The organism is Rhodococcus zopfii NBRC 100606 = JCM 9919 (assembly GCF_001895025.1).
Taxonomy (GTDB): domain Bacteria; phylum Actinomycetota; class Actinomycetes; order Mycobacteriales; family Mycobacteriaceae; genus Rhodococcus; species Rhodococcus zopfii.
Genome location: NZ_BCXI01000035.1, coordinates 12,802 through 30,672, shown reverse-complemented (window position 1 = coordinate 30,672; position 17,871 = coordinate 12,802). Strand labels below are relative to the sequence as shown.

The window sequence follows — 17,871 nt, the reverse complement described above, 5'->3', positions numbered from 1 at the left end:
GACGTGTGTTGCTATTTCGCCGGGACGAAGGGGGTCCCCAGCGCGGTGGGGGCATTGCTGCGGCGGAACCGCACGGTCGTGACGACGACCGCGATCAGCGTCACCGCGTACGGCAGGGCCTGGAACAATTCGTAGGGCACGACGGTGGCCTGCCCACCGGACGCGGACTGAACCCGGAGCTGGAACGCATCGACGAGACCGAACATGAAACCACCGGCCATGGCACCGAGCGGGTTCCACCGGGCGAGGATCACCACGCCGAGCGCAACCCAGCCGCGGCCACCGGTGATGCCGTCCTGGAAGAAGCCCAGGCCGTCGACGACCAGCGCACCGGCGAGACCGGCGGTGGCACCGGACACGAGCAGCGCGGCCCACCGCGCACCCGGAACCGAGACGCCGACCGAGTCCGCGGCGTCCGGGTTCTCGCCCGCCGCGCGAACCGACAGACCGAATGCGGTGCGCCCCAGCACCCACCACAGAGCGACGACGATCGCGATCGACAGGTAGACGAGAGGGGACTGTGAGAACAGCACCGGCCCGAGCAACGGGAGGTCCGACAGCACGGGGATCTCGATCGGTCCGGTGCCCTGCGTGCGCGGCGGTGTGCCGCTGATCCCGAACGTCTGCAGGTACAGGAAGGAGGCGAGACCGCTGCCGAGGATCACCACCGAGATGCCGGTGATGATCTGGTCGATGCCCATCGTGATGGTCGCGGCGCCCACGACCGCGGCGACCGCCACGCCGGCCGCGGCTCCGATGGCGGCGCCGAGCAGAGGGCTGCCGCTGTAGTAGGTTGTGACGAACGCGGCGACGGCACCCATCATCATCTGCCCTTCGATGCCCAGATTGAGCACCCCGGACCGTTCCGCCAGGCACGCACCGGCCGCGGCGAGAACGATCGGCATCGCCAGCCGCAGGGCAGCGGTGAGCAGCGGCACGAGGGCACCGGCACCCAGGACATCGGACCAGTTCATCGGGCACGCTCCACAATTCGATTCGCCACCAGCACGGTCAGGATCATCACTGCCTGCACCACGGTGCCGATGGACGCCGGTATCTCCTGCGTCCGCTGCACCGCCTGGCCGCCGAGTGTCAGCCCGGACACGAGGGCCGAGGCGAGGACGATCCCGAAGGGGTTCCGCCGGCCCAGCAGCGCGACGACGATCGCTGTGAAGCCGATTCCCGACGAGATCGCCAGGGAGAGCCGGAACTCGCTGCCGAGCAGCATGATTGCACCCGCGATCCCGCCGAGCGCACCGCTGATCAGCGCCGCCGTGACCACGGTGCGGGCCACGCCGATACCGTTGGCCGCGGCGACCGTGGGGCTCTCCCCCACCACCTGCGACGCGAAACCGAACCGGGTGGACCGCATCAGCCACCACACCGCGGGCACGGCGAGCACGGCAACGAGGACACCGAGATGGATCCTGGTGCCGGGGAACGTCGCCAGTTGCGCCCACTCGGGGATCCGTTCCGATTCGGGGGTGAACCCGTTCGGGTTCGCGAGCGGTTTGCGCACGGCCCACGCCAGACCGTAGAAGACCAGGTAGTTGAGCATGAGCGACGAGATGATCTCGTTGACGCCGAGCCGGGCCTTCAGGACACCGGCGACCGCGCCGACGAGCGCGCCGGCCGCCGCGGCGGTGACAGCGACGACCGGGATCGCCACCCAGCCGCTCCCGAGCGGCATGCTCAGCACCACGGCGGCGGCGGTGATCGCACCGACGTCGTAGTGTCCCTGCGCCCCGATGGTGACGAAGCCCGTGCGATAGGCGACCGCGTAGCCGAGACCCATGAGCACGAGCGGGGTCATGCCGGTCAGCAGCCGCCCGAGCTGGGTGTCGCCGCCCAGCGCGGCGTCGAGCATGGTGGCGTAGGCCGCCATTGGTGAACCGCCGGCCAGGAGGATCAGCACGGCACCGACCGCCAGGCCGACGATCACGGCGAGCATCGGCACCGCCGCCGCGGTCGCGGCGGCGCGCACGCGGGAGGTGCCCGGAGCATCCGGGGGTGCCTGCGGGGCGGGCGGAACGGTAAGCGTGCCCGCGCTCACGCGGCGCTCTCCCGAACCTGCCGCCCGCCCATCGCGGAGCCGATGGCTTCGCGGTCGAACGGACCGTCGGCGAACTCGGCGACGATCCGGCCCCGGTAGAGCACGACGACGCGGTCGGCGAGACTGCAGATCTCGTCGAGATCCGACGAGATCAGCATGATCGCGGCTCCCCGCTCGCGGTGTCGTTCCAATGTGTCCCATACGAATTCGGTCGCACCGATGTCGAGGCCGCGGGTGGGCTGGGCGACCAGCAGCACGCTCGGCTCGCCGTCGAGCACACGACCGAGCACCACTCGCTGCGCGTGGCCACCGGACAGCGTGCCCGCTGCCACGGCCGGGCTCGCGGTCTTGATGGACAGGGCCTCGATGATCCGGGTGGCCCGCTTCCGGATCGCCGTGCGCGACACCCGGCCCCAGCGCCGCGCGACCGGTGGTCGAGCGGCGGCGTCGACGGACAGGTTCACGTCGATACCGAGGGTCTTGACGAGACCACGGGTGTAGCGGTCGGACGGGACGATCCCGACACCGGCAGCGCGGACCGCAGCGGGTGAGAGCTGCACGACGGCCTCACCGCCGATCCGGACGGCGCCGTCGGCATCCGGGGCGAGCCCGGACACGACGTCTTCGAGGGTGGACTGGCCGTTGCCCTCGACACCGGCGACGGCGACGAGTTCACCGGCTCGCACGGTGAGATCCAGGTCGTGCAGTTGTCCCGGCACGGACACACCCGCGAGTTCTAGCGCCGCGGTCCCGGGCGGCGAGGTGGCGGCCCGGCGCACACCCAGCCCGACCTCACGGCCGACCATGTCACGGGCGAGTTCGGCGGTGGTGACCCCCGAGACGGCCTTCTCGGCGACCAGTCGGCCGCCCCGCAGGACACTGACGCGGTCGCACGCCTCGAGAACCTCGTCGAGATGATGGGTGATCAACACGATCCCGACACCCAGGTCGGCTGCGAGACAGCGAATCCGGGACAGCAGCGCGTGCACTTCGGGGGGAGCCAGGTTCGCGGTCGGTTCGTCGAGAAGCAGATACCGAGCGCCCTGGTGCAGGGCCCGCAGGATCTCGACGCGTTGCTGCTCACCGACCGACAGTGTGTCGATGCGCGCGCGGGGGTCGCAGCTCAGCCCGGTTTCCTCTGCAAGCGCCTCGATTTCGCGCGACACCTTACGGATCCGCGAGCGGCCGACGACACCGCGGGACCTGCCGAGCAGAAAATTCTCGGCGACGGTCATGTTCGGTACGAGCATGAAATGCTGATGGACCATCGCGATCCGGTCGCGATTGCCGTCGCCGAGTTCCGCGCCGTCGAGTTCGACGGCGCCCTCGTCGGGAGGCAGCAGTCCGGTGAGGATCCGCATGAGGGTGGATTTGCCGGCACCGTTCTCCCCGAGCAGGGCATGAACCTCGCCCGGACGCACGTGCAGCGAGACGTCGCGCAGGACGACGTTGTCGCCGAAGGCCCGTCGGATGTTGCGCATCACGACGCCCGGTTCGGCATGGCGCACACCGGGTCCGGTACCGATCTCCAGTGCCGCGCCAGGCAGGGGTGGAGCAGTCATCATGCGGTGTACGACCTTCCGCGCAATCGCTGGTTGTTGCCATCAGACGATGCAGCCCGATGGTTGAACGGTGATGTCCGGTCGGTGACGATTGTGTTTCGCACGACCGAAGGTGGACTTCGGGAGGTGTGCCGAGTCCGCCCCGACGCATTCGTAACGTCGATCTCACGGGGCGGAGACCGTTCCGCAGCATGACCGAATTCAACTGGGAGCGAAAAATATCCGTCATCCCCGGAGGCTTCATGGACTCGCTCCCCGTCATCGACCTACGTCCGCTGCGCGACGGCAGCGATCCCCTGGCGGTCGCCGGGGCACTCGACACCGCCTGCACCGATCTCGGCTTCTTCGTCATCACCGGGCACGGCCTCGATCCCGCGCTGCGGGCCGCGGCCGTGGATCAGGCGAAACGGTTCTTCGCCCTTCCGCTGGAGGCGAAGATGGACATCGCCATCGCAAAGTCCTGCTGCCACAGCGGATATGTCGCGGCGCGGGCAGAAACACTCGACGACACCGCCGGTGCCGACACCAAGGAAGCTCTCGACATCACCACCGACCGCGGACCGGACCATCCCGACGTGATCGCCGGGACACCCCTGCACGGCGCGGCCCAGTGGCCGGCGACCCTCATGCCCGGGTTCCGCGACGTGGCCGACGCCTACGCGGCCGCCTGCCTGGACATCAACACCCATCTCATGCGGGGACTCGCGCTCGCGCTCGGCCTCACGGAGGACTGGTTCGTGCCGATGTTCCGGGATCCCCTTGCGTCCCTGCGGATGCTGCACTACGCACCGGTTCCGGCGGAGGAGACGGCGCCGGCTGCGGGTGCCCACACCGACTACGGCTCGCTGACTCTGCTGGCACAGGACGATGTCGGTGGGCTGCAGGTCGCGGCGCGGGGCGGCGGCTGGATCGACGTGACGACGCCGCCCGATGCCTTGATCGTCAATCTCGGCGACATGATCGCGCGGTGGACGAACCACCGCTACGTCTCCACCCGTCACCGGGTACTGGCTCCCGTCGACCGCGACCGGTACTCGCTGCCGTTCTTCGTGGCGCCCGATTTCCACGCGGTCGTCGAAGCGATACCGACGTGTGTCGAGCCGGACACCGAGCCGTTGTACCCGCCGATCGCCGCCGGGGAATACATGCTGTCCCGGTTCGACGCGACGCACGACTACCTGAAGGCGAAGGCCTGAAAGACGACGTGAACCCTGCCGGGGCGGAAGGTACGACCTCCCGCCCCGGCACCGGTCACACCGTCATGCACACCGTCTTGTTCTCGAGATAATTGTCCAGCCCGGCAGCACCGTTCTCGTAACCCCACCCGGACTGCTTGTGGCCGCCCTTGACCAGCTCCGGCGAGAAGTACGAGTGGCAGTTGATCCACACCGTGCCGGCCCGGATCCGCCCGGCGACCCGGTGTGCCGTCGACAGGTCCCGCGTCCACACGCTCGCGGCGAGACCGTATTCGGTGTCGTTGGCGACACCGATCACCTCGTCGAGGTCGTCGAACGGGGTGACCGCGACGACCGGGCCGAAGATCTCCTCCCGCATCATCCGCAGGTCCGGCGCCGCGTCGACCACGACGGTCGGCGCGTAGAAGCTGCCGGCCTCACCGACGGCGCGTCCGCCGGACACGACGGTGGCTCCGCCGCGCACCCCGTCCTCGACGTACGCGGCGACACGGTCGCGGTGCTGCGGGCTCACCAGCGGACCGAGATCGGCGTCCGGATCGAGTCCGTGGCCGAGCCGCATCGCTCCGGCGGTCTCCGCGAGTCCGTCGACCAGCCGCTCGTACACCGACCGCGCCGCGTAGACCCGCGACCCCGACACACAGACCTGACCGCAGTTCGCGAAGATGCCCCGTGCCACACCGGGAATCGTCTCGGTCAGATCGGCGTCGCCGAGCACGACCACCGGTGACTTACCGCCCAGTTCCAGGGTGAGCCGCTTGAGGTTGCTCGCCCCGGCCGCAGCGGTGAGCTTCTTACCGACGTCGGTGGAACCGGTGAACGTCACCTTGTCGACGTCGCGGTGCATCGACAGCAGGCGCCCGACGGTCCCGTCGCCGGTGAGGATGTTCACGACGCCCGCCGGCATCCCGGCCTCGCCGAGCAGCTCCCCGAATCTCAGCGCGGTCAAGGACGTGTCCTCGGCGGGCTTGAGCACCACGGCGCATCCGGCCGCGAGCGCGGGCGCGAGCTTCATCGCTGCCATGAGCAGCGGTGAGTTCCACGGCACGATCGCCGCGACCACCCCGACGGGTTCGCGGACCGTGTGGGCGATCACCTTCCGGCCCTTCGGCTGATACGTGATCGATGGGGACACCGTCGTTCCGGTGATCTTGGTGGCCCAACCCGCGTAGTACCGGAACTGCTCGGCTGCCGACGGAATCTCCGCGAACCTCGAGGTGGCCCAGGACTTTCCCTGGTCTAGGGTTTCGAGTTCGGCGAGCTCGTCGGCGTGTGTGTCGATCAGCTCGGCCAGACGCCACAGGATCCGGCCTCGTGCGCTCGGTGTGCAGGCGGCCCAGCTGCCGTGCAGCGCCGCCCGGGCCGCGGCGACCGCCGCGTCCACGTCGGCCTCGTCCGCAGACGACAGCACGGCCAGTTCGCCGCCGGTGGCCGGGTCGGCGGAGGCGAACTCCGATCCCCCGCCGGTGACCCACTCCCCGTCGATCAGAAGCTTCTTCGCCGGACCCGCCAGGAACGCGGTGGCGTGTCGCACGGTGACCGCCGCTGCGGTCGACAGAACGGTCATGCTCGTACCCCTCGCTTCGCGGCCGAGTCGGACGGTACTGTGCCCCAACGTAATCCCTTCGCCCGCAGCCAGCGCCGATAGCCCACCGACGACCCGTCGGCGCGGGTCGGGAACTCGTCGCGCGGCGCGAGCGGCAGCAGCAGCGGACGCTGGTTCTCGACGATGATGCGGTCCTGCAGGAAGATCACCTGCTCGAACTGCAGCAGGTCGGTGTGCTCGGAAACGGGATCAACGAGGTACATCACCGGCTGGGCACGGCACAGTTCCTCCTCGATCGGCTGGATGAACAACGCGATCGCGTCGAGCCGGCTCGGATCCGACGGCGAAACCCGGTACAGCATCACCATGTACGGCGCGGGGACCCGATAGGTCAGCTGGGCGAAGGCGCCGTCCGAGGCCGCCGACACCTGAGGCTGGAAGAAGCGGCAGTTCGTCGCCCACACCTCGTCGACGTCGCGACGCACCTCCCACTCGTACTTGGCGACCTCCGTGTTCGCCTCGCCGCCGAGAATCCCGCTGTGCACGAACGGGAAATGCGCCATGTCCAGGAAGTTCTCGACCACGCGGCCCGGTGAGGTGCGCATCGTCACCCACCCGCACTGCACGTACCGCCGGTCGGGCTCCAGTGCCTCGGCGATGTCGAACACGTCACCCGCGGGGGAACCCATTGTGGTCCACACGAATCCGTAGCGCCGGCGGACCGGGAGGACCTGGCCGTCCGCGCGGACCGACGGGGATCCGTCGACCCCGAGCACGCAGTCGAGGTCGACGCCGAGCAGCCGGGTGGAGATCAGTCCCTCACCGAGTTCGAGTTCGCTGCACACGGCGTACCACTGGTCCAGCACCACCGGGTCGTCACATCTGGTCATGAGAACACTCCTTTCGGCTCTCCGTCGTGGGAAGCCAGCCATTGCGCGCGGCGCGCGAACAATCCGGGAACCGCGGCGCGGGCGCGGTCGATGATCGCGGGAAGGTCGTTGCCCACCAGCATCCCGTCGCGGACCACGACGCGACCGTCGATCATCGTCAGGTCGACATCGCTGCCGCGGACGGCATGAACGAGGTTGTGGTGCAGGTTCGCGAACGGGCCGTCCCGCAACAGCGGGGTCATGCGCGGGATTTCGGTGCGTACCGCGATCAGATCCGCCTTCTTGCCCGGCTCCAGGGAGCCGATGTCGGCCTCCATCCCGAGTGCGCGGGCACCGCCGGCCGTCGCCGCCTCGAGCACCGTCCAACTGTCCATCGCGGACGCATCGTTCGCGGCGAGCTTGCCGAGCAACGATGCGACCTTCATCTCCTCGAACATGTCGAGGTTGTTGTTCTCCTTCTCTCCGTCGGTGCCGATTCCGACCGCGACGCCCGCGTCGAGCATCGCGGCGACCGGTGCGATGCCGCTCGCGAGCTTCATGTTGCTCACCGGGTTGTGCGCCACGCCGACACCGCGTTGCGCGAGGTGCTCGATCTCGGCGTCGTCGAGCCACACCGCGTGCGCGAGCAGCGTGCGCGGGGTGCCGAAGAAGCCGAGGCGTTCGAGCGCGAACATCGGGCGGCACCCGAATCGGCGGTCGAACTCGGCGAGCTCGATCTCCGATTCGCTGCAGTGCGTGTAGAAACCGGTGTCGTAGTCACGGGCCATGTCGACGGCGCGACGGCGGCCGGCGTCGTCGGCATAGAAGACGTGCTCGAGACCCACCCACACGTTCACGCGTCCGTCGGCCGCTCCCTGGCACCGCTGCAACAGCAACTCGTTGGCGTCGAGGGAATCGAAGTAATCGTGATCCGGGTGGGCTCCGACGTAGCTGACGGTGACGAGCCGGTTGCCGATGCCGGCCGCCGCGGCGACGCTACGGTCCATGAACCGCCACATGTCGACGACGGTCGTCGTGCCCGCCAGCACACTCTCCGCGTAGCACAACCACGACGCCGCCTCGGCCTCATCCGCGGTCAGGACCCGGTGCATCGGGTCGATGTGCACCCGCAGCCACTCCCACACCGGCAGGTGCTCGGCGGTGCCGCGCAGCAGCCCGGAATGCGAGTGCGTATTGACCAGGCCCGGCATCAACAGCCGCCCGGACAGGTCCGTCTCGGTGGCTTCCGGGAAGCGCAGCCGCAGTTCGGCGGCGGTGCCGACCCCGGCGATGCGGTCGCCGGTCACCACGACCGCACCATCGGGAATCACCGTGCGCGCGGCGTCCATGGTGACGACGGCGTCGGCGAGCAACAGCGTGGATGCGGGCACGTGTCACTCCTCTCCGCGGATGAGTGCAGCCGCACGCTCGGCGAGCGCGATCACCGGCGCGTTGGTGTTGCAGGACGGAAGCACGGGCATGACCGACGCGTCCACGACCCGCAGGCCCTCGACCCCGTGGACACGCAGGTCGGAGTCGACGACCGCGTCCGGCCCGTACCCCATCGAGCAGGTGCCCGCGGTGTGGAAGAACGTCGCGCAGCTCGTCCGTACGAACTCTTCCGCGTCAGCCCCGGACAGCCGCCGGTCCGGTGCCGCGGGATGCTCGATCAAGGCGCGGTAGGACGCGGTGTCGGCGAGGTCGAAGATGCGGTCCAGACCCGACACCAGTGCGGCCAGGTCGCGGGGATCGGACAGGTACCGCGGGTCGATGCGCGGTGCGACCGCAGGGTCCGCCGACTGCAACGTCAGCTCCCCCACACTGTGGGCGCGCATCAGTCCGGGTGAGACCGCGAACACGTCGCCGGTGACGTCGTATCGGGCCGCGACCTCGGGTGTCGCGTGGGAGCCCTGCACGACGAACGCATGCAGATCCGGTTGTGGTAGCGACGGATCGGATTTCCAGTTCAGGATCGCGCCGCCACCGTTGTCCCTGGCCGGGCCGAGCGGTGTCCGCGCCCGGAAGTTGACGCCCATCAGCAGCGGATGATCCTGCAGGTTCCGGCCGACGCCGGGCAGCGCGACCCGTACGTCGATCCCGTGCCTTCGTAACTGCGTGGGGTCGCCGATCCCCGCGAGCAGCAGTAGGTGCGGACTCGAGATCGTACCGGCACACAGGAGGGTTTCCGTCTCGGCCCGCACCTCGCAGGCACCGGCACCGTCGTCGTACCGCACTCCGACGCAGCGGCTCCCGTCGAACACCAAGCCGATCACGGTCGCGTCGGTGCGCACCGTGAGATTGGGGCGCCCGGCGGCCGGATCCAGATAGGCCCGCGCGGTGCTGACCCGACGGCCGTCCGCGACCGTCAGGTTCGCGAGCGAGGCACCTTCGATGTCGGGGCCGTTCGAGTCGTCGAGCACCGCCATCCCGAGTTCCGATGCGGCGCCGAGCAATCCGGCTGCGATCGGGTGCGGATCCGTGGGACGGGTGATCCGCAGGGGACCTCCCGAGCCGCGGAGTTCGGTTGCACCGCCCTCCCAGTCCTCGGCGCGGCGGAAGTACGGCAGCAGGGTCCGGAAGTTCCAGCCTTTCGCGCCCGCGTCCTCCCACGCGTCGTAGTCGTCCGCACAGCCGCGGTACCACAGCATCGCGTTGATGCTGCTCGACCCGCCGAGCACACGACCGCGCGGGATGGGCACGGCCCGCCCGTCCAGCAGCGGGTTCGGGGCGTAGCTGTGGCCCCAGTCGTACTCGCCGCCGAGCAGCGTCGCCCAGGTCGCCGGCCGGTCCACCGACTCGGCTCCGGCGTGGTCCGGACCCGCTTCGAGGAGGAGGACGGTTGCGCAGGGGTCTTCCGACAGTCGTGCTGCGAGAATGCATCCTGCGGAACCGCCGCCCACGACGACGTAATCGTATGCAACGAGGTGTTGCTCAGTTGTGTTCACTGGGCCCCATGATGGTGATGTTCTCCGTCGCCTCCACGTGACGCACGAAGATGTACTTGTCCTCCCGGCCGTCACTGTGCTTGCGCTTGATTCCCGGCTGCACGATGCTCGAGACCTTTGCCACCAGGATGTACGGCTCGTCGGCCGTCAGCCCGGCGACGCAGTGCTTCTCGAACTCCTCCAATGTCGTAGCGGTGTAGGAATGTTCGATTCCGGCGCCACGTGCGATGGCAGCGATGCTCACGATGCCCTTCGCGGTGTGCGTGGGCGGGCCGCCGATCGACTGGTAGCACTCGTTGTCCCAGACGACGGTGAACAGGTTGCGGGGCTGCTCGTTGGCGAGGGTCGCGAGGATGCCGAGGTTGAACAGCATGCCGCCGTCGGTGTCGAGGGAGACGATCCGCCGGTGCGGCAGGCCGGTCGCGAGACCGAATGCCTGCGGGGTCACGCACCCGAGTTGCTGCTGGAACAGGCTGGCTTCGCGCATGTGCGGCGCGGCGTTGTACCACTCGTCGACGCTGGCGCCGAGCGAGACGATCACCAGTTCGTCGGACAACTTGTCCGCGAGCAGTTTCATGCATTCGAATCGTGTCATGGTCATCGGACCAGTCCTCCACCCAGTGCGACAGCGGAATGGTGATATGCGGCGTAGGACCATTCGAACGCGTCGCAGATGGCGCGTTCGATGTGGTCCTCCTCGCGGACGATGCGGTACGGGATGCGCAACGCGTCGAGGATCGGTTCCATGGTGATCCCGTGCGGCACGGCCCACCAGTTGTTCTCGCCGAGCTCACCCCGGTAGCTCATCAGCATGATCACGGGGATGCCGGCGCCGAGACCCATCCGGGCGAGAGGTTCGACCGAGGCACGCAGACCCGAGTTTTCCATGATGAGGGCGGCGCGCTTGCCGGACAGGAAGATTCCGCCGCAGATCGCGGCTCCCTCCCCCTCGTTGGTGACCTGGATGGTGCGGATGTCGGGATCGGCGTCCAGCGCCGGGTACAACTCCTTGAACAGGGAGTCGGGCAGGTAGCAGACGGTGCTCACACCGGCCCGCTTGAGTCCGCGGATCACCGCGTCCACGGTTGACGAGTCCATGTCGGATCGGACCCTTTCTCTTCGACGGTCAGGGGAATACAGGAATGCCGGGCATCTCCACGAATCCCGGGAGGGATTTGACGCGGCGCAGCCAGTGCCGCAACGCGGGAAAGGTGTCGTGGTCGATGCCGATGTCGCGGCTCAGCGCCGCGGCGGGGTAGAGCGCGAGGTCGGCGACGGTGGGGTGCTCCCCGACCACCCAGAACCCGTGCAGTCGCTGGACCGCGAGATGGTCGTCGAGTGTGCGCAGCGCCGCGACCGCGTCACCGGTGTCGAGCGGTTCGGTGGTGTAGAGGGCGATGTCGCGGGTGGCGTACAGGGTCTCCAGCGGCCCGGTCGCGAAGGCGAGCCATTCGTCGACTCCGGAGCCGATCCACGTCCCGGCGGGATCGTGTGCCCGCGCCAGGTGGGTCAACACATCCGCGGTGCCGATGGCGACGACGTCGTCGCTCTCGAGCACCGGCAGCAGTCCGGCCGGGGTGAGCGCCCGATAGGTGGCGCCGAGGTGTTCCCGGCCGGGGTAGACGTCGACCGACCGCACCCGATGCTCGACTTGGAGGATCGACAGGGCGAGACGGGCTGCGTAGCAACGGGCGTCGAGGGGGAAGTCGTGCAGCACGGTCTCGGTCACGATGCCACCGCTTCCGCTGCGCCGAGCCGCTCCCGCAGCTCGCGCGCCCAGCGGACGACGAGCGCGACGGTCTCGGCGGCGGGGGTGTCGCCACGGACCGCGACGTGCAGGGCTGTCCGCTCCGCGGTGACGGTCTGGATCGCCGCCAGCACCGGCACACCGTCGACCTCTCCGGTCATCACGTTGCCGGAGATCTCGAATCCCTTTTCGGACACTCGGATTCGTTCGAGCGCTTCCGACCGGTCCGTGTCGAGCCACACCGAACGGGCCGGCACCGCCGGCCCGTGGTCGACCGGAATCTCGTCGGACGTCTCCTCGGCACCCGGCACCGGTGCGACCCAGACGATCGCGCTGTCCTCGCGTACCCGGTACGACACCGTGCGTGCGACCGACGGTGGTGTGAGATCGGGGTGGGCCGGGATGTGACGGCACGATCCTTCGGTGTCGAACTGCCAGCCGTGGTAGAGGCAGACGAGCCGGTCGTCGTGGACGAAACCGAGGCTCAGTCGCATTCCCCGATGGGGGCAGCGATCCGCCCACGCGTGGACGGTGCCGCTTCCGCTCCGCCACAGGGCCAGGGGTGTACCCGCGACCGTCGTGGCGGTCGCGGCGCCGGCCTCGATGTCGCGCGCCAGCGCGACCGGGACCCACTCGGTCATGAGTCGTCCTTCCTTTCGTAGTTGTCAGAGCATGTCGAGGATCGAGGTGGTGAACAGCTGGTCCGCGTTCACCTCGAGCCCGTTCGCCCTGAGGGTCCGGATGTTCTGCTCGATCAGTGCCGGGGGGAGCGTCAGCAGTCCCGACGCATCGGTGTCCGGGGAGACCATGATCCGCGGCAAAGTCTGCGATTCGAGCAGCTGCTGCACGCGGTCGAAACCCTGGTCCTTGCCGAACACGTCGACGGTGAGATCGGCGCCGAGCCGGGGATCGGCGATGTTGGCCTCCCATCCCCGGCGTTCCGCTCGAAGGAACGCGGCGAGCTGTTCGGCGTTCTCCTCCAACGTCTTCCGCTTGGCGAAGTACACGCCCGAGAACACCGCGTAGCCGTGGTCGGCGAACAGGAACGTGTGGGTGGCGATGCCCTTCGCCTCGAGCTGGGTGGGTTCGTTGATCACGAATACCATCTGACCGTCCACCTCCCGGTTCGCCACCGGCGACGGATCGAACTGCACCGGAACCACATCGACCTGCGACGGATCGATGTCGTTGATTCTCAGCAGCAGGTTGAATGCGGTCTCGTTGATCGCGGCGACACCGATCTTCTTGCCCACCATGTCCTGCGGCGAGCGGATCGGAGTGTCGGCGAGGGACAGAATGCAGAAGGGGCTCTTCTGGAAGCGGGTGGCGAACACGGTGAGGTCCGCGCCCTGCAGAATCGCCTTGGACACCACGTCGGCATTGCTGCCGCCGACGAGGGCCTTGCCGGACATCACCACCGTGTCGGGGCTCGTGTTCGGGCCACCGTTCAGGAAGTTCACGCTCAGCCCGCCCTCGCGGTAGTAGCCGCGGTCGGAGGCGATCCAGCTTCCCGAATGCTCCGTGGTGGGCAGCCAGCTGAGCTGGTAGTCGATCGCGGTCGTCCCGTCGGCTGCCGCGGAGGTTCCGGAGCCGGACGAGCAGGCGGACAGCAGCGCGGGACCGCCGAGGGCGAGCGCACCGATACCGAGGCCGCCACGGAGCAGCGACCGGCGCGAAAGTGGTGTACTTGCAGTGTTCATCGACATACTCCTAGTGGAAACGATTGCGGCTCAGTGCATTCTCGGCGGCGGCGGCGAGTGCGTAGGCGATCAGGGATACGGTGGTCACCAGGACGACCGAGGACCACAACCGGTCGTAGTTCGCGCTGGTGGAGGCGCGCAGCATGAGGAATCCGATGCCGTCTCCGGTCGCGAGCCACTCGGCGAGCAGCGCGCCCATCACGGCGGACGGAGCTGCGATGCGGGCCGCGGCGAAGACGCTGGGCAGTGCGTACGGGATGCGGGCCCGGACCATCACGCCGAGGGTCGACGCACCGTAGGCGGTGAGCAGGTCGACGGCACCCTGCGGTACCGATCGCAATCCGGTGACGATCGTGACCAGCGACGGGAAGAACGTGACGATGCCCGCGATGACGACGACCGTGGCGACGCCGCGGCCGAATACCAGCGCGATGAGCGGGGTCATCGCCACGAGTGGGACGGCGCGCAGCGCGATCGCCACCGGCATCACGGCCGCATCCACCGCGGGCCAGGTCAGCACCGCACCCGCGACGAGCAGAGCCGCGACGGTGCCGGCGAGATAGCCGTACCCGGCATGCAGCACCGTCGTACCGAGAGCGGCGAGCAGTTGGGAGCGTTCGTCGCCGGGCGTGGTCAGGTAGGCCCAGACATCGGCGGGCCCCTTCGCGAAGTACGGATCGAGGCCACCGATCGCCAGCTGCCACAGCGCCACCGAACCGGCGGTCGCCCCCAGTGCGGTTCCGATCGTCGCGGCGGCTCGCCGGGCCATCGAACGCGGTTTCGTCTCGGGCGCAGCATTGTTCATGCTGGCCGACCAGTGGCACACCCGCCGCTCGACGACGGCCGTGATCGCGTAGGCGGCGCCGGCCAGCAGGGTCGCGTACAGCGCCAGCGCCCACGTGCGCTCCACGTCGAGGGACTGCTGCGCGTACACCATCGCGACACCGAGACCGGAATCCGCGCCGAGATATTCGCCGATGATCGCGCCGAGCACTGCCGCCGGCGCCGCGATCCGCAAGCCCCCGAACGTCGCCGGCAGTGCCGCGGGGAGCCGCACATGCAGGAACTGCTGCCATTTCGATCCGCCCGCGGTGCTCACGACGTCCAGTGCGGAGCGGTCTGCGGACTTGGCACCGAGCATCAGCGCAACCAGCGTCGTGAAGAACACGCCCTGCGCGGCGATGACGATCTGGGGGTGATCCCCGTCCAGCACCGCGGTGAGGATGGGGGCGATCGCGATCACGGGCAGGCAGTACAGCGCGAGCGCCACCTGCGTCGCGACCTTCTCGACGGGACGCACGGTCAGGAACACCAACGCCAGCGCGAACGCGAGAGCATTGCCGAACAGCCAGCCCAGGCTCGCTTCCCGTGCGGTCTGCAGCAGGTTCGGCCACACCATCGGCCAGTCGGTGACGGCCTGCGCCACGATCGCCGTCGGGGTCGGCAGCGCATAGTAGGACGCGAACACCGTCGCGGCGAGCGCCTGCCAGACCACGAGCAGAACCGCGATGCCGCCGACGCGGTGCAACCAGCCGGTCAGCCGGTCCCGGACCGTCGCGCTCACGCCGGGCGGCACGACCCGGCCTCCGGCGACGGCCATCGGCACGGCGGTCATGCCGTGTGCTCCGGTGTCCGGATCGGCCGGTGCGGTGAGGTCTTCTCGTCGATCCACATCGGTGTGGTTCCTCCCATCGTCGTTCGAAACCTGCGGGCAGTCAGTTCACGAATGCGCTCTGCATGCGGGTCGCGATGCGGCGGTGGTCGGCCAATGCTTCGGGTAGGCCGCGCAACCGGAGCTCGCCGGCGTCGACGAGGACCCGCCCGTCGACGACCGTCGTCCAGGCCCGCGCCGGTCCACAGCGCAGCAGCGCCTCGACCGGATCGGTCAGCGCTCCGGCGAGCGACACCGGATCGAGGTGCCAGGCCACCAGGTCTGCTACCGAACCCGGTGTGAGCCTGCCGAGTTCGTCGTCCCATCCGAGACAGCGTGCGGACCCCACCGTGGCGATCTCCAGTGCATCGCGGGCGGTCATGGCGGTCGGGCCGCCCGCGAAGCGGCCGAGCAGCAGCGCGGTGCGCGCCTCGAGCCACAGCGACGCGTGATCGGTCGAGGCCGAGCCGTCGCACCCCAACCCGACGGCCGCGCCGCTCCGGCGAAGTTCGGCGACCCGGGCGGTGCCGGCGCCGATGAGCATGTTCGAGCTCGGGCAGTGCGCGACACCCACGCCGGCTGCGGCGAGCCGGCGGGCCTCGTCGTCGGACGGGTGGATGAAGTGCGCGACCCACGAGCGGTCGCCGGCCCAGCCGAGCTCTTCGAAGTGCTCCACGGGGGTGCGGCCGTACCGCTCGAGACAGTAGGCGTGCTCGTCGCGGTCCTCGGCCAGATGGCTGTGCATCCGGACACCGGTGTTTTCGGACAGCTCCGCGGTCTGCCGCATCAACGTCTCGTCCACGGAGAACGGTGAGCACGGGGCGAGCGCGATCCGCGTCATCGCGCCCGGCGCGGGATCATGATAGGTATCGATCAGCCGCCGGCTGTCGGCGAGAATGGTGTCACAGTCCTGGGTGACACTGTCGGGCGGGAGTCCACCATCCTTGGTGGACAACGACATCGAGCCGCGGGTCGGGTAGAAGCGGAATCCGATATCCCGCGCGGCGCAGATCTGCGCATCGATGAGCTTCGGCCGCGGATGCACGTAGAGATGGTCGGTGGACGTCGTGCAGCCGCCGAGCAGCAGTTCGGCGAGCCCGACATATGTCGAGACGTACACCGCTTCCTCGTCGAGGCCGGCCCAGATCGGGTACAGGCCGGTGAGCCAGTCGAACAACGATCCGTTGACGACCGGACCGTAGGAGCGGGTCAGGTTCTGATAGATGTGGTGATGCGTGTTGATCAGGCCCGGCGTCACGATGCGCCCGCCGACGGAAATAGTCTGCTGTGCATGAGGTTCCGTTCCGGATACGCCGACGGCGGCGACGCGGCCCGATGACACCGCCAGCCAGGCCCCGGACAGCTCGGAGCCCGGTTCGAGAACCAGATGTCCGATGTCGCGGATCACGAGATCATGCACGAGGAACCTCCACCGACAGACGTATGTGTCTGTGACGGCCCTCGCACCCGTCACCGGAAGTTCGAGTCCTCCTCCGGAGGGGAGCTCCGGATCGTTGACCGGCGGAGCCGGACGGACTGTGCAGGCACCCTGGATGCCTTTATGACGCAAGAATTTACGGAGCTCGATGAACGATCCGTTTGCGCTGCTGTTAACGATGCGTAACGCGAGCGATCAGCTTGACAGGGCGCGACGGGGGCGGCACGGTGAGAATTCGCACCGGACCCGAACCCGCGCCGTGATCCCGGCCGCGTCCCGTCCCGGTCGTTCCCGAATCGCCCATGGATCGGAGTTGCGCCATCGTGACTGCTACCTCTTCACCGGCCACCACAGGTTCACGGCCCCTCGGCACAGGCCTCGACATCACCGGCCTCTCCCGCCATTTCAGGTCCGGCCGGAACACGGTCACCGCTCTCGACAACGTGGACCTGCGCACCCCCGAGGGACAGTTCCTCTCCCTTCTCGGACCGTCCGGGTGCGGCAAGTCGACGGTTCTGCGGATTCTCGCGGGCCTCGACCGCCCGGACGACGGCACCGTCCTCGTCAACGGCATGAGCCCGCAGGAACTCCGCGAAGCGCACGAACTCGGCGTGGCCTTCCAGGATGCGGCGTTGCTGCCGTGGCGCACCGTCGAGGCGAACATCGCCCTGCCCCGGAAGGTGGCCGGACTTACCGCCGAACCCGAATCGGTGCGTGAACTCATCGAACTCGTGGGACTGCGCGGCTTCGAGAAAGCCAAGCCCGCACACCTTTCCGGCGGCATGCGGCAGCGCGTCTCCATCGCGCGGGCGCTGGTGCTTCGCCCATCGGTGCTGCTGCTCGACGAACCGTTCGGCGCCCTCGACGACATGACGCGCCAGCGGCTGAACCTCGAGCTGCAACGCATCTGGACCGAGAAGCCCGCGACGACCCTCATGGTCACCCACGGCATCGCCGAGGCCGTGCTGCTGTCGGATGCGGTCGCGGTGATGAGTGCGCGGCCGGGCCGGGTGCTCGACGTCGTGCCGATCGACCTGCCGCGGCCCCGCACCGCCGAGACGATGCGCAGCCCGGAGTTCCACGCCTACGTCGATCGGCTATCCGGGTTGCTGTTCCACGGCGCCGAACTCGTCGACGCCTGAGAAGGGTCGGGCACGACCGGGCCGC

16 protein-coding genes are annotated in these 17,871 nt (G+C 68.8%); 2 read left to right on the top strand and 14 right to left on the bottom strand.

From position 1 onward, the window contains the following. Positions 1-11: 11 nt before the first annotated feature. Genes RZ1_RS20665 through RZ1_RS20655 form a run of 3 tightly spaced genes read right to left on the bottom strand, consistent with a single transcriptional unit; the run spans position 12 to position 3,618 of the window. Entirely contained in the window at positions 12-974 is a 963-nt protein-coding gene (locus RZ1_RS20665) for an ABC transporter permease (RefSeq protein ID WP_072814387.1), read from the bottom strand. Next, entirely contained in the window at positions 971-2,053 is a 1,083-nt protein-coding gene (locus tag RZ1_RS20660; RefSeq protein ID WP_072814386.1) for an ABC transporter permease, read from the bottom strand. Before RZ1_RS20660 ends, RZ1_RS20665 begins: the two co-directional genes overlap by 4 nt. Continuing rightward, positions 2,050-3,618, bottom strand: a complete 1,569-nt coding sequence (locus RZ1_RS20655; RefSeq protein ID WP_072814385.1) for an ABC transporter ATP-binding protein — start codon at positions 3,616-3,618, stop codon at positions 2,050-2,052. Before RZ1_RS20655 ends, RZ1_RS20660 begins: the two co-directional genes overlap by 4 nt. Before the next feature lie 188 nt (positions 3,619-3,806). Between RZ1_RS20655 and RZ1_RS20650 the strand changes: the two genes are divergently transcribed. Then, positions 3,807-4,811 (top strand): isopenicillin N synthase family dioxygenase, encoded by a 1,005-nt coding sequence (locus RZ1_RS20650; RefSeq protein WP_238071806.1) that lies wholly within the window; start codon positions 3,807-3,809, stop codon positions 4,809-4,811. A 55-nt stretch (positions 4,812-4,866) separates the two neighbouring features. Here RZ1_RS20650 and RZ1_RS20645 read toward each other — a convergent pair whose 3' ends face one another. The 11 genes from RZ1_RS20645 to RZ1_RS20595 are packed head-to-tail and all read right to left on the bottom strand — an operon-like array spanning position 4,867 to position 16,686. Continuing rightward, the gene (locus RZ1_RS20645; RefSeq protein ID WP_072814384.1) at positions 4,867-6,375 is read right to left on the bottom strand and encodes an aldehyde dehydrogenase family protein; all 1,509 of its coding nucleotides are present in this window, start codon (positions 6,373-6,375) and stop codon (positions 4,867-4,869) included. Then, complete coding sequence (locus tag RZ1_RS20640; protein WP_072814383.1) at positions 6,372-7,244, bottom strand: aromatic ring-hydroxylating oxygenase subunit alpha; 873 nt, start codon at positions 7,242-7,244, stop codon at positions 6,372-6,374. The genes RZ1_RS20645 and RZ1_RS20640 overlap by 4 nt, the downstream gene beginning before the upstream one ends. Next, positions 7,241-8,614 (bottom strand): amidohydrolase family protein, encoded by a 1,374-nt coding sequence (locus RZ1_RS20635; RefSeq protein ID WP_083583816.1) that lies wholly within the window; start codon positions 8,612-8,614, stop codon positions 7,241-7,243. The genes RZ1_RS20640 and RZ1_RS20635 overlap by 4 nt, the downstream gene beginning before the upstream one ends. A gap of 3 nt (positions 8,615-8,617) precedes the next feature. Continuing rightward, positions 8,618-10,168: a GMC family oxidoreductase gene (locus RZ1_RS20630; protein WP_072814382.1), complete on the bottom strand. Its 1,551-nt coding sequence runs from the start codon at positions 10,166-10,168 to the stop codon at positions 8,618-8,620. After that, on the bottom strand, positions 10,155-10,769 hold the full coding sequence (locus tag RZ1_RS20625; RefSeq protein WP_218020476.1) for a thiamine pyrophosphate-dependent enzyme: 615 nt from the start codon (positions 10,767-10,769) through the stop codon (positions 10,155-10,157). Before RZ1_RS20625 ends, RZ1_RS20630 begins: the two co-directional genes overlap by 14 nt. Then, the gene (locus tag RZ1_RS20620) at positions 10,766-11,266 is read right to left on the bottom strand and encodes a thiamine pyrophosphate-binding protein (RefSeq protein WP_072814380.1); all 501 of its coding nucleotides are present in this window, start codon (positions 11,264-11,266) and stop codon (positions 10,766-10,768) included. The genes RZ1_RS20625 and RZ1_RS20620 overlap by 4 nt, the downstream gene beginning before the upstream one ends. A 28-nt stretch (positions 11,267-11,294) precedes the next feature. Beyond that, positions 11,295-11,897: a glutathione S-transferase family protein gene (locus RZ1_RS30620; RefSeq protein WP_072814379.1), complete on the bottom strand. Its 603-nt coding sequence runs from the start codon at positions 11,895-11,897 to the stop codon at positions 11,295-11,297. Next, positions 11,894-12,556, bottom strand: a complete 663-nt coding sequence (locus RZ1_RS20610; protein WP_072814378.1) for a Rieske 2Fe-2S domain-containing protein — start codon at positions 12,554-12,556, stop codon at positions 11,894-11,896. Before RZ1_RS20610 ends, RZ1_RS30620 begins: the two co-directional genes overlap by 4 nt. Positions 12,557-12,580: 24 nt before the next feature. After that, a complete protein-coding gene (locus RZ1_RS20605; RefSeq protein WP_072814423.1) occupies positions 12,581-13,615 on the bottom strand; it encodes an ABC transporter substrate-binding protein in 1,035 nt (344 codons plus the stop codon). 10 nt (positions 13,616-13,625) lie between these two features. After that, entirely contained in the window at positions 13,626-15,287 is a 1,662-nt protein-coding gene (locus RZ1_RS20600) for an ABC transporter permease (RefSeq protein ID WP_083583814.1), read from the bottom strand. A 43-nt stretch (positions 15,288-15,330) separates the two neighbouring features. Continuing rightward, entirely contained in the window at positions 15,331-16,686 is a 1,356-nt protein-coding gene (locus RZ1_RS20595; RefSeq protein WP_072814377.1) for an 8-oxoguanine deaminase, read from the bottom strand. A 341-nt stretch (positions 16,687-17,027) separates the two neighbouring features. Between RZ1_RS20595 and RZ1_RS20590 the strand changes: the two genes are divergently transcribed. After that, complete coding sequence (locus RZ1_RS20590) at positions 17,028-17,846, top strand: ABC transporter ATP-binding protein (RefSeq protein WP_238071807.1); 819 nt, start codon at positions 17,028-17,030, stop codon at positions 17,844-17,846. Positions 17,847-17,871 lie beyond the last annotated feature (25 nt).